At 54.9% G+C, this 12,404-nt stretch carries 12 protein-coding genes and 1 tRNA gene; 10 read left to right on the top strand and 3 right to left on the bottom strand.

Annotation, left to right across the window (positions count from 1 at the left end; genetic code table 11):
* Nucleotides 1-200: 200 nt before the first annotated feature.
* Nucleotides 201-1,160 (bottom strand): LysR family transcriptional regulator, encoded by a 960-nt coding sequence (locus tag ACR0NW_RS05285; protein ID WP_480448520.1) that lies wholly within the window; start codon nucleotides 1,158-1,160, stop codon nucleotides 201-203.
* Between the two features lie 128 nt (nucleotides 1,161-1,288).
* Between ACR0NW_RS05285 and ACR0NW_RS05280 the strand changes: the two genes are divergently transcribed.
* From ACR0NW_RS05280 to ACR0NW_RS05240, 9 genes are all read left to right on the top strand, one after another.
* Nucleotides 1,289-2,293: a TAXI family TRAP transporter solute-binding subunit gene (locus ACR0NW_RS05280; protein WP_170651118.1), complete on the top strand. Its 1,005-nt coding sequence runs from the start codon at nucleotides 1,289-1,291 to the stop codon at nucleotides 2,291-2,293.
* A 90-nt stretch (nucleotides 2,294-2,383) separates the two neighbouring features.
* A complete protein-coding gene (locus tag ACR0NW_RS05275; RefSeq protein WP_480448521.1) occupies nucleotides 2,384-4,597 on the top strand; it encodes a TRAP transporter permease in 2,214 nt (737 codons plus the stop codon).
* A 4-nt stretch (nucleotides 4,598-4,601) separates the two neighbouring features.
* On the top strand, nucleotides 4,602-5,840 hold the full coding sequence (locus tag ACR0NW_RS05270; RefSeq protein ID WP_480448523.1) for an NAD(P)/FAD-dependent oxidoreductase: 1,239 nt from the start codon (nucleotides 4,602-4,604) through the stop codon (nucleotides 5,838-5,840).
* Between the two features lie 28 nt (nucleotides 5,841-5,868).
* On the top strand, nucleotides 5,869-6,609 hold the full coding sequence (locus ACR0NW_RS05265; protein WP_480448524.1) for an aspartate/glutamate racemase family protein: 741 nt from the start codon (nucleotides 5,869-5,871) through the stop codon (nucleotides 6,607-6,609).
* Nucleotides 6,610-6,945: 336 nt separating this feature from the next.
* Complete coding sequence (locus ACR0NW_RS05260) at nucleotides 6,946-7,290, top strand: RidA family protein (RefSeq protein WP_170651114.1); 345 nt, start codon at nucleotides 6,946-6,948, stop codon at nucleotides 7,288-7,290.
* A 478-nt stretch (nucleotides 7,291-7,768) separates the two neighbouring features.
* Nucleotides 7,769-8,308 carry a dihydrofolate reductase family protein gene (locus ACR0NW_RS05255; protein WP_480448525.1) on the top strand — a complete coding sequence of 180 codons (540 nt, stop codon included), beginning with the start codon at nucleotides 7,769-7,771 and terminating at the stop codon, nucleotides 8,306-8,308.
* Entirely contained in the window at nucleotides 8,305-8,883 is a 579-nt protein-coding gene (locus ACR0NW_RS05250) for a TetR/AcrR family transcriptional regulator (RefSeq protein ID WP_480448526.1), read from the top strand. Before ACR0NW_RS05255 ends, ACR0NW_RS05250 begins: the two co-directional genes overlap by 4 nt.
* Before the next feature lie 222 nt (nucleotides 8,884-9,105).
* The gene (locus ACR0NW_RS05245) at nucleotides 9,106-9,363 is read left to right on the top strand and encodes a YjhX family toxin (RefSeq protein WP_170651111.1); all 258 of its coding nucleotides are present in this window, start codon (nucleotides 9,106-9,108) and stop codon (nucleotides 9,361-9,363) included.
* Between the two features lie 9 nt (nucleotides 9,364-9,372).
* Nucleotides 9,373-9,894: a GNAT family N-acetyltransferase gene (locus ACR0NW_RS05240; protein WP_480448527.1), complete on the top strand. Its 522-nt coding sequence runs from the start codon at nucleotides 9,373-9,375 to the stop codon at nucleotides 9,892-9,894.
* 357 nt (nucleotides 9,895-10,251) lie between these two features.
* Here ACR0NW_RS05240 and ACR0NW_RS05235 read toward each other — a convergent pair.
* Both ACR0NW_RS05235 and ACR0NW_RS05230 read right to left on the bottom strand, forming a co-directional pair.
* Nucleotides 10,252-10,326 (bottom strand) — tRNA-Gln (locus tag ACR0NW_RS05235).
* Between the two features lie 85 nt (nucleotides 10,327-10,411).
* Complete coding sequence (locus ACR0NW_RS05230) at nucleotides 10,412-11,404, bottom strand: NADPH:quinone reductase (protein ID WP_480448529.1); 993 nt, start codon at nucleotides 11,402-11,404, stop codon at nucleotides 10,412-10,414.
* An 85-nt stretch (nucleotides 11,405-11,489) separates the two neighbouring features.
* Here ACR0NW_RS05230 and ACR0NW_RS05225 point away from each other — a divergent pair, with 85 nt between their 5' ends.
* Nucleotides 11,490-12,401: a haloalkane dehalogenase gene (locus tag ACR0NW_RS05225; RefSeq protein WP_480448530.1), complete on the top strand. Its 912-nt coding sequence runs from the start codon at nucleotides 11,490-11,492 to the stop codon at nucleotides 12,399-12,401.
* Nucleotides 12,402-12,404: the final 3 nt, after the last annotated feature.

The raw sequence follows: 12,404 nt of genomic DNA, 5'->3' as shown, positions 1-12,404 counted from the left end.
CGCTGGCTCTGAGGTCTGCAAAGAGCCCAAAGCGACTGATGCTGCATGGTGCCCAGATGACCGCAACGCGCACTCAAGTGGACTTTGCAAAGCTCGGCGGTCGGCCCATTGCAGGCATTCATTGACCTACCGCAATAGATCCAAATTCGGAAACTCCTTCTCAGCAGTATCGTTTTGTTAAGCCAAAGCTTTTTGTTCCGTTAGTTTCTCGCTTCATCTATCCCTACTACATCAGGGTTTGCTTTCACCCCTTCCAACATCTTTACCACCTCGGTTTTCCACCCCGCCTTGATCTTCAAAGCCAATTGGGACGGTGGTCGGTGGTCAGGCTCAAGGAGCGCGTATTCGTATCTGAGCGGTTTTTTGAAGGGTAGAAACGCGACCTTTCCGTTGGACAGGTTTAGTTCTCGTTCAGTCGCTACGGTCAATGGATCTACGATCGAACAGCATTGACCTGAGCTCACAAAGGGAATCAACGGCAGAAAGTACTGACAGGTCACTGTTGGATTGTAGTTAGCAGAAACATCCTGAAACTCTTGCCGGATTTTTCTTTGGAATGGATGCGTGGCGTGCAATCCCCCCATTGGAGCCCCGTCAAGATCGGAAATGGATACGATCTTGCGGGAAGCAAGCGGGCTGTCACGGTCAACGGCGCAAAAACAATCTGCCCGGATCAGTTCGGCAGAATACTGAGGCTCTTTGCCGGTCGAATGCTCGAAGTCCGCAAATCCGAAATCTATATTCTGCGTCCCCGCAAGTTCCATAATCTGGGGCGAGCTTCGCGTTGACAATGTGATGCGTATCTCGGGGTTTTCACCGACCGATTGGCTGATGAAACGCGGGAACAAAAAAGCGGACGGGCCCGGCATCGTAGCGATATTGAGGCTGCCGGAATGCCCTTTGATCAGCCCCTCCATTGTGCTGGAAATCGACGCAAGGCGGTCCAGAATACCAGCGGTTTCGGCTAAAAGGTAATGCGCTTCCGGAACAGGTACTAATCGCCGTCCTTTCCGCTCGAACAGTGTCAGGCCAAGATCCTTTTCAAGGTTCTTCAAGGCTAGGCTGATCGCGGGCTGAGTGCGGTTCAGTTTTTTGGCGGTTTGAGAGATAGAGCCGGTCTCCATCACTTCGCGAAAGACGGTGAGTTGTGTCAGGTTCATAGACATTACATAAGCTAAACTTTAGTTTTGTGAAATATAACAAATTTGTATTTATGAAAATTGCCACTACGCTTGCAGGATCGAAATTCGGCCAAACCGAATCTTACGATTCAACAAGGGAGATGATGATGAAATTTGTGAAATGCTTGACCGGACTGGCACTGGCAGGCGCGCTTGCCGCTCCTGCTCTGGCGCAGGACCCAACCTTTTTCCGCATTGGGACCGGTGGTGCAGGCGGAACCTACTTCCCCATCGGCGGCACTATCGCAAACGGTATCTCCGCCCCTCCGGGCTCGCGTCCGTGCGAAGAAGGCGGCCAATGTGGTGTTCCGGGTCTGATCGCGATTGCACAATCTACCACCGCGTCCGTCTTCAACAACGCCGCTGTTCAGAACGGAGAGCTTGAGGCCGGTCTGGCCGCGGCTGACGTCACGCGCTCGATGTATCTGGGCGAGGGCAAATTTGAGGGCAAGCCTCACCCCAAACTACGTATCGTGGCCAACCTCTTCCCTGAGGATCTGCATCTGGTTCTGCCAGCTGGCCAGACGATCAGTGATCTGGGCGATCTGGAAGGCAAACGTGTTGGTATCGCGCAGGCCGGTTCGGGCACGCAGGTTGCGGTTTTGCAGATGTTGGATGCCTGGGGCGTCAACCGTGACAATATGGACGAAGCCGAGCTGAACAACAGCCAGAGCGCTGAGCGTCTGGCCGACGGTCAGCTGGATGCCTATTTCTATGCCGCAGGTTGGCCGGTGGCCGCGATGGTTCAGCTGTCTTCGACCAAGGGCATGAATCTGCATTCCTTCAGCGACGAAGATCTGGCGAAGATCAACGAGATCATCCCGGCCTACATCCCTTCGGCCATTCCGGGTGGTGTTTATGAAGGCATCGACGCTGAAACCAAGACACCTGCGGTCAGCGCGATGTTGGTTGTCTCTTCGGATCTATCCGACGATCTGGTCTATCAGCTGACCAAGGCGCTGTGGAACGATAACACTCGCAAGCTGCTGGATAATGGCCACGCCAAAGGCAAGCAGATCACGCCCGACACGGCGCTGGACGGCGTCGAAGCGTTGGGGGTTCCGCTGCATCCAGGGGCCGAGAAGTTCTACAAAGAAGCTGGTCTTCTCTAATCCACCACTCAGTGAACTGAGCTGCAGAAGCGATGCCCTGAAAAGGGGCATCGCACTCTCAAAGAGCACCAAAAATACAGGGAGGCCATCATGTCCGAGACCCAGCAACTTGATGACCACGAACTGACGGCCGAAGAACTGGCCGCGATCGAGGAACAGTTCGACGAAGGCGCCGCTGTACGACAGGTTACGCCCACAATGGGCAAGGCACTGCGCGTCGTCGCCCTGATCTTTGCGTTCTACGAATTTTTCACAGCCGGGTTCGGCCTGCCAGCTGATCACTGGCATATGGGCATCTATCTGGCCCTGCTGTTCATACTGGTTTACGCCACCATTCCGATTGTCGGAGCCAAGAGCCTCTATGCCCTCAAGGTCAGCCGGTTCCGGATCGGCAATGTTCCTCTCTACGATCTGGTCTTCATGGGGCTGGGAATTCTCGCCGCACTGTACGTCGGGCTTGCGTGGCGCGGGATCCCGTTTCTCGGGATCGAGGAACAGACTTTCCGGATGGGCAATCCCAACGGCTATGACGTCTTTCTAGGCGTGGTCATCATCCTGCTGGTGCTGGACATCGCTCGTCGCACGCTGGGATGGGTGCTGCCTCTGATCATCTGTGTCTTCATCTCCTATGCGTTGCTGGGCCCCTATTTCCCGGGCCTGCTTCAACACCCCGGCGTGAACTTCAAAACCTTCGTGTCGTCGATGTATTTCCCGCAGGAAGGTATCTATGGCGTCACGCTTTGGGTCGTCTCGACTATTGTGTTCCACTTTGTCCTGTTCGGCGTGATCGCTCAACGCACCGGGTTGGGGCAACTCTTCATCGACAACGCAACTATATTGGCGGGGCGCTATACTGGCGGTCCGGCAAAAGTGTCGGTGGTGTCCTCAGCCTTCTTCGGCACGATTTCGGGCTCTTCCGTGGCCAACACCGTTTCGACCGGCGCGCTGACAATTCCCAACATGAAGCGCCTTGGATACCCTGGGCATTTTGCGGGCGGGGTCGAGGCCGCGTCCTCGGCTGGTGGCCAGATCACCCCGCCGATCATGGGAGCCGCCGCCTTCATCATGGCCGAGTTCCTTGAGGTTCCCTATACCACCATTGTCATCGCTGCGATCTTCCCGGCGATCCTGCACTATGTCGGTGTCTTTGCCGTGGTGCACCTGATGGCACGCAAGCTGAACCTGAAAGGCCTGGCCAAGGAGCAGTTGCCGCAACTTAAGGCCGTCTGGGCTGAAGGTTGGGCTAATATCGTGCCCCTGATCGGTCTGCTTGTGGTCCTGTTTACCGGCTACACGCCGTTCATGTCAGCCTTCTGTGGCATCTCGCTTGCTGTTATCGCGGGCATGTCACGCCTGAAACAACCTCCGACACTGATCTACGCAGCGGCGTTTTTGGCCTTTGTGTTATGGAAATTCTCGGATGGTGGATTCGATCTGAACATGACCGTGATCCTGTGCGGATTGTCCGTGATCGCAACGCTGAACCCGCAAAAGCGTATCGAAGTGCCCGAGATGCTGGCTGCAGTGGAACTGGGTGTGAAATACTCGCTGGCCGTTGGTGCTGCTGCTGCGGCCGTGGGCATCGTGGTCGGCGTGATCAACACGACTGGTATCGGGTTCCGCATCGGGTTCATGGTAACACAAGGCGCGGGAAATCTGGCGGCAGATCTCTATAACATGATCTCGTTTGGCAGCTTCCAGCTGTTTGCGATGGAAGACCTACAGTTGTTCATCTCGCTGGTCTTCATTGCCATCGTTTGCATCCTGATGGGCGCAGGCATCCCGACCACAGCGCTTTACATCATGTTGGTCTCTGTGGCGCAGCCCGCGCTGGCGCAGTTGGGCGTTCCTCCAATCGCAAGCCACCTGTTCGTGTTGTACTACGGTGTGGTGTCCGAGATCACACCTCCGGTCTGCACCTCGGCCTATGCGGCGGCGGCGATTGCGAACTCCAATCCGTTCCGAACTGGTTTGTCCGCCTTTACCCTTGGGTTGGGCAAAGTGATCGCACCGATGGCCTTTGTCTATGCTCCGGTTCTGCTGTTTGTGTCCTCAACCGGGTTCAATCTGTGGGAATTCACCTATACTGCAACCAGCTGTATCGCCGGTGTAATAGCCCTGTCCGCAGCTGTGGTCGGATACTGGCTGAAGCCGCTGAGCATCGCGTCGCGTGTTCTGATGGCCATTGCGGGGGTGATCTTTGTCGCGCCCAGCTTGACGGCTGACCTGATCGCTCTGGCCGTGGCGTCGCCGGTCATCGTCACCCAGCTGATCGCGCGCAATCGCAGCCAATCTCCGGCCTGATGCGATGACAGAGCAAGTCACCATCATAGGCGCAGGGATCGTCGGCATCTGTTGCGCACTATCGCTTCAGGAACGAGGCATACCGGTCCGCCTTTTGGACCGGGGCGACCCGGGGCAGGAAACCTCATTCGGCAATGCTGGCGTGGTGTCGCCCTGGTCGATCATTCCGCAAGCAGTACCAGGCATTTGGAAGAAACTCCCCCAAATGCTGCTGGACCCAAAAAGTGCGCTGTCGGTCAGGGCGTCATTCTGGCCTAAGATGATCCCGTGGGGGATGCGCTTTCTGGGCAAGTCCAGCGAAAAGTCTGTGCGCGAAGTTTCGGATGCGATGGAGATTTTGTGTCGTCCGTCCATTGATCTGTACCGTCGGCATCTCCAAGGCACTGGGCACGAACAGCTTATCGCGGACAGCTATTACATCCACGCGTTCCGCAACCCTGACCAGGCTGATATGGACGAGCTTGGTTATCAAATCCGCCGGGAAAAAGGTGGTGAGTTGGAGCGTGTCGACGGCGCTGAACTGCGGCGCATGGAACCTGCGTTGTCAGAGGAGTTCAAGGCGGCGATTGTAATTAAAGGCCAGGCGCGTGCAATTTCTCCGGGGCGTTTGGGTGCTGTTCTGGCCGACAAAGCGCGTGCGCAAGGGGCTGAATTCGTGCGAGCAGAAGTCAGCAACCTGACCCGTGCCGAGGACGGCGCCTGGCAAATTTTCACGTCGCAAGACACGTTGAATGCACACCATGTCGTCCTAGCGGCCGGAGTGTGGTCTGCCGACCTGCTGAAACCCCTTGGGCTACCCGTGCCCCTTGTAGCTGAGCGGGGCTACCATGTTGAGTTCCCAAACCCTTCAGCCGTGCTGAACAATTCGGTCATGGATGTGGATGCAAAGGTCGTCGCAAGTTCGATGCAAGACGGCCTAAGGGTTGCTGGCACGGCCGAATTCGGAAGCGTCGATGCCCCAGCCGATCCCCGAAAAGAACAGATACTGACTGATCAAGCCAAGTCTTTGGTGCCGGACCTCAATACAGGCGAAGCGCAGTTTTGGATGGGCCGGCGTCCTTCCTTTCCCGACAGCTTGCCCGCGATTGGACAGCTCAATGGCAAAGAAGGGCTCTACACCGCGTTTGGGCATTCTCACTACGGCCTGATGATGGCACCGAAAACAGGGGAACTTGTGGCGGACCTCGTGTCTGGTCGCAGCCCAAATATAAACCTGGACCCATTCTCGCTGGCCCGCTTCTAAATCTCTAATTCGAAAGGACTTAAGCGCCATGCCAATTTATGAAGGTGGCCAGAACATCTGCGGGGCCTCAATCGGGGTTTTGTGCCTTGAAAGTTATTTCCCAAAACCGCCGGGTCATATCAAGAACCCGTCCAGCCTTCCGTTTCCTGTACTCTATGAAATGATCGACGGCATCACAGTCCCAACCCTGCTAAACAACCCAACGCCCGAGTTGCTAGCTCCTTTTATTGAGGGCGCAAAACGACTTGAGGCAGAGGGAGTTCGAGCCATCACCGGAAGCTGCGGTTTTCTGGCTTTGTTTCAAAAAGAACTCGCCGCAGCCGTTTCCGTGCCTGTGTTTGCATCCAGCCTGATCCAGGTCCCTTTGGCATTTCACATGACCGGGGCAAACGCGCCGGTGGGTGTATTGACAGCCGATGCGTCTGCGCTGACACCGAGGCATTTCGAAGGTGTCGGAGCGGCTGGTATTCCCGTTGCGGTTCAGGGATTGGAGGACACCAGCGAATTCGCTGAAGTGATCTTGCGGAATACGCGGACCCGCATGGACACAGATTTGATCGAGGCTGAAGTTCTTGAGGCCGCACGGCGACTTAGACATCGATCACCGGGGATGCGGTCGTTGGTATTGGAGTGTACCGACTTGCCGCCATATGCCGCGCGGCTTCAGCAAGAACTGCAACTTCCGGTCTTCGATTTGACGACACTGGCGCAGATGGCGCATGCCGTTGCAACGCGCGAAACCTATGCCGGTATCATGCCTTGGACATAAGGTCTCAGCGGTATTGCACAGGATATGGGGAAACTGAGTGGAATGACCCGCGCGGCCTTTGAGAAAATGCCGCGCACCGAAGGTATCTTCCTTGATCCTGTCTACTCCGCAAAACCTTCGTGGGGTTGTTGAGTTTGGTAAGTGCGAGAGAAATCCAACTGGGCAGAAAGTTTCTATGTCGCACACAGGCGAGTTGCCTGCACTCTTTTGGTGCCAAAACGAGTTGAAACACACCCCATCAAAAAACCGGACCAAACAGCCCCAAAAGCCTAACCACTTGAGCATTTGGGTAGGCGAAAATCCCTCTAAGGTTCCTCAACTGGAAGGAAATAAGACATGACTATCACTCGGATCGAAACCGGCCAGCGCATGAGCCGGATCGTCAAACATAACGGTGTTGCCTATCTATGCGGCCAGACCTCGGACGCGCCTACGGTAAGTGACCAAACACGCGACATTCTAGCCAAGGTTGAAGATCTGTTGGCCAAAGCAGGCAGTGACAAGACCCGTATTTTGAAGTGCGAAATCTGGCTGGCCGACATGGCAGATTTTGCCGAAATGAATGCCGTTTGGGACGCTTGGGTGCCAGAAGGCCACGCTCCAGCCCGTGCGTGTGGAGAGTCCAAGCTTGCTCGCAGCGTATTGAAAGTAGAAATGATTGTGACGGCAGCCTGTGACTGAATCGCGATCTGGGGGAATGAATTGGATAAGTGAAGTGCGATTAGGGGTATCGGAGGTCGTTCCAGATTAAATCGACTTGTTACGCATCGCCACGCCTCGTTCTCTGATTTTCTCCGCGTTGAGAGGTTAGAAACTGCAAAACAAAGTGTTGCGGCGTTCGAAATGAGAAGGCGGCGGGGTGGGGCGACCTATAGCGGTTAATCTAGAATACCAGATGGTCAGATTAATTGCTCTTTCTCAAAATTTTTTGCGCAGTTGTCGGTGCCAAGACGGCCTATATCAAGCCAGGAACCTTGGGAGAACGGAAAAAAGGACAACGGCAGTCCAATGCTGCATCGCTTCCAAGCCGTTTCAACTGGGTCATTGGGTGGGCGAGTGTCCACTTTCTTCATTGAAGCGTCGTATCTGATGGGATCAAGTCGCAGGCTTTGCCCTATTTAATTATACGATGTATAAATATTATTAAACGGAGGATGCCATGCCGACCGGACACATCATGATGGCCATGAGCCTCGACGGTTTCGTTGCCAGAAAAGACCATTCGCTCGATTGGTTGAACAAGCAGCCTGCAGAAAATGAAGACCACGGGTTCTTCGAGTTTATGGACAGTGTTGATGCCCTTGTTATGGGAACAGGATCGTTGCGAACTGTTCTGGGATTTGGTGAATGGCCATATGAGAAACCCGTTGTGGTACTCAGCCGATCCATGACGAAACAGGATTTGCCTCAACATTTGCGTGACAAAGTAGAGTTCTCGATCGCAAGTCCAGAAGAGTTATGGGAGATCTTTCACCAGCGCGGTTACGAGCGCGTTTATGTCGATGGCGGCGCGATCATTCGGTCGTTCCTTCAAGCCGGATTTGTTCAAGACATGAAGATTACCTTGGTGCCCATTCTACTGGGTGATGGCATTCGCATCTTTGGCGAAACAGACGGCGATGTTGATCTTGAACTGATCTCTGCCAAACCCTTTCCATCAGGTATGGTCGATCTGATGTACAAAGTGCAAAGTGCATGACCAATACACCTACCGTCGGACGGCCTAAAAAATCAAAAGAACGTCTGTCTAAACAGCTTATCCTGCAAACTGCGTTACCCATTGTTCAGAAGCAGGGCGCGGGCGCGCTTTCGTTTCGAGCTCTTGCGGATAAGCTCAAGGTCACGCCGATGGCCGTAACTTACCATTCTGGCAGCAAGCGAAAGCTGCTGGCCGACTTGGTTGAACTGGCCTTTGCGAACACGCTTCAAGGCACAGTTGAAGAAGGAGCAAGCGCGAAAGCGCGTAGCATACTAAGTGCCTACTATCTTCGGGCCTTGTCGAATGCCAACCTACTGCGCGCAGTTCTGGAAGATGTCACTCTCATCAGCAAAGACCTCTTGGAAATCACTGATAGGCTGCGGGCCTGTGCGCAGGAGCTCGATGGTGGTGACAAGAATGATGTGCTTTTGCATCTTCTCATCGACTACACACATGGATTTGTGCTCTCCGCATCCAGCGCCGAAGACAACCCATTAACAATCGACGACTTTTTGCGAGGTGTCGATTGGGTGCTGGCGCATGCGGAAAGTGGTACGCACGACTGCTCAAAATAAGGCACTCGGAACTTAAGAGATATTGACCTGTCTCGCTTGAGGGCCTATGTGCGCCAAACGTATGAGGCGGTGCGCCTCACACAACGGAGATTTTATGAAAGAGACCCGGGCCTAACGCCCGTTCCTGGCGACCCAAATTCAGGAACACCAACATTGATGGACACACTCACGCGCGATGCTGAGTGTCCTGTTGTTGTACTTTCGTAAAATCGAGACATCACAATGAATATCTCAAAGCACGAGCAACGTGTTTTGCACGAACTCGCCCTTGGCGGGTCGATACACTTCGAACGCCTGGATAACGGAAAAGTCCATGACGTCACTTGCTATACGCGTGACGGCTATGTGCTGTCCGACTGCACTCTCAGCGTTTTCCAACGCTTGCTGAAAAAGCGCTTCATTCACTCGAAGAATGGTCATCCCTACCGCGCCTCCGCGTTGGGGATCAAATCCGTGCGCGCCCAAATGAATCAAAGATAGGAAAGAACCGTGAAACAAGCAGATATTGACGCCATTATTGAAGTCCACCGGCTGGCATTCGGAAAAGATGAAGGCGACGACATCGCTCGGCTTGCCGAAAACTTCCTCGGCCTCGCGGACACGATTTCTATCAGCGCCAGACGCGAGGGGAAGATCGTAGGCAACGTGCTTTTCACTCCGTTTAACTTCGTAGACCACCCAGACGTAAATTGTTACCTGCTGGCACCTTGCGGAGTGCTGCCTGAGTATCAGGGCTGCGGCGTTGGGAAAGAGATCATGGAGGCGAGCATTGAACATCTGAGTTCCGTTGGGACGGATGCAGTGTTCGTGCTGGGCGTCCCGACGTTTTACCCCAGATATGGGTTTGTCCCAACGGACAAGCAAACGCCATTCCCGGAGCTGATGACCGCACCAGAGGCGTGGATGGCGCTTGAGCTGACAAAAGGATCAGTAGAGAAACTGAGTGGCAAGACCGTGGCTATCCCACTGTTCATGCAACCGCATTGGTGGGACACCTCGCAACACGGGTGAAGTTCATTCCTGGTCATGACTAAATACCAGAACCCGCCGTTCAATATCTCGAATTGAGTGGCGGGTTTGCTGCGCAAAGTGCAAACTCGACCAGCCCTAAATTCTGCGTCTGTAGCGAGGGGCTGATTTGCTAGATCGCACCACAGCACCGTTTCCCGTTTTGGGTAAGGAATCCAGAGCCATCAGACTTCATGTACCGCGGCAGTTCCTGGAGACGAGGAAACCAGCCTAATAAGCTGACAACCACCCGCTAAAACCGTCAAGATTGGCAAAAGTTGCGTTCTTGCCCTACAAAAGTCGTGTTTCAAGCCGGTCAAGTTACGTATCACACCGGACGATAAACTTTTCTGGAAAAGATGGCTGGGGTGGTAGGATTCGAACCTACGATACACGGTACCAAAAACCGCTGCCTTACCACTTGGCTACACCCCAACGGTGAGCGGCTATCTACGACTCTTGTTCGGGGGGATCAAGGCCCACTTCTCAAAAAAATGAGCCGCTCAGAAATATTTTTTCTTCATCCCGACGTTTCCAGAAGAATAGCGCCCAGACGGCTTCCAGCCTCGACGGCCTCATGGGCAGCAGCGCACTCCCGTAGCTTGTACACCGATTGTATCGGGCAGTTCAGGGCGCCGGATTTCAGCGCGGTGTTCAATCGCTCTGCGGCAGCGACCCGTTGGTCGGCGGGCAGGAGGTAAACCAACACCATCTCCAGCGTTACCGCTTTAAACATCAAGGGATAGAATGGAAGCACCGGCGCCATTTCCAGTGCCGATCCGTAGGCGTTTATGCGGCCATTTTCGGAGATCACGGCCGAATTGATCTCGGCGTTTTTGCCGAATTCCACGTCGACGATTCGAGAGACCGTCTTGCCACCGTTTGCGTCGAGAATCTGGTGCTCCAGATCCGGAGAGGTGTAGTCCAGAACCGCATCGGCCCCGGCTGAGGCAACTCGGTCCAGATTGTGCCGGGAGGCAGTGGAAATGACCCTTGCACCGCCCCATTTCGCCAGCTGCACCGCCAGATAACCAACTGTTCCCGATCCACCGTGGATCAAAACAGTCTGCCCCTCGACTTCACCTCCGGAAAATACAGTGTGGCTGGCCGTCAGGCCCGGAATTCCCAGTACGGCACCTGTTTGCAGGGAAACCTGATCGGGCAGGCTGACGGCCTGTTCCGATGGCAGGGTGATCTTTTCGGCAGCCGTCCCAAACCCCCGTTTCCATTGGCCATTCCATATCCAAACCCTCTCGCCAATTCGTGATCGGGAAACATCGGGTCCAACCTCAGAGATGACACCGGCCCCATCGCTATGAGGGATAATGATCGGGAAAGGTGGCTTTGTAACGCCGGGACGGGCGCCGGATCGGGCCTTAACATCGGACGGATTCACGCCGGAATAAGCGAGGTCGACGACGACCTCTCCATGACCCGGTGGAACAAGTTCAAGCTCTTCTAACTGCAGGACGTCGCCGGCAGTACCGAATTCACGATAGGTTACAGCCTTCATTTTCACCCCCGGAGTGTCGTTACGTTCACACTAGCGGTGCAAGCGGCGAATGCTAGGGTCAGAATGGTGAGAGGGAGAGACCGACATGAAAACGCTGCGTACACCCGATCAGCGCTTTGAAGGTTTGGCCGATTATGATTTCGCGCCGAACTATGTGGAAGTAAACGATACCGAAGGCGGAACGCTGCGGGTTCACTACGTTGACGAAGGACCAGCGCAGGCCGCGCCGGTTCTCATGATGCATGGTGAACCCAGCTGGTCCTATTTGTACCGACACATGATACCCAAATTCACGGCTGCTGGTCACCGTGCCGTAGCCCCTGATTTGGTCGGCTTTGGACGATCGGACAAACCCGCCCAACGCAGCGACTATACGTATGAGCGTCATGTTTTCTGGATGGGAGAGGTGCTCCGCAAGCTCGATCTGAAACAGATCACGCTGGTCTGTCAGGACTGGGGCGGGCTGATTGGATTGCGATTGTGGGCTGAGATGCCCGAGCGTTTTGCGCGTATCGTCGTTGCCAACACCGCACTGCCTACGGGTGACCAGCCATTGGGTGATGCGTTTGCCTCATGGCGCAGTTTCAGTCAGGAGGTTCCGGAGTTTCCCGCCGGTCGGATTGTCTTTGGCGGTACGGTGTCGAAATTGACGGATGATGAGGTCGCCGCATACGACGCGCCTTACCCCGACGAGAGTTTCAAGTCAGGTGCACGGCAGTTTCCGATGCTTGTGCCGGATCGTCCGGACGATCCCGCGTCTGAGCCAAACCGGCAGGTTTGGCAGGTTATCCGCACGCTCGACACGCCTGTCCTGACAGCGTTTGGTGCGGATGACCGTATCATGGCGGGTGTCGACAAGGTGTTTCAAAAACTGTGCCCCGGGGCCGCCGGTCAGCCGCATGTTTTGCTGCCGGACGCTGGACATTTTCTGCAGGAAGATGTCGGCGCTGAATTGGCCGAGGTCACCAACCGGTTCATAGCGCAAACGCCCCGATGAGCT

Source organism: Ruegeria sp. CF5 (assembly GCF_056537325.1).
The sequence above is the reverse complement of the archived record's forward strand: the minus strand, read 5'-3'. Positions and strand labels throughout refer to the sequence as shown.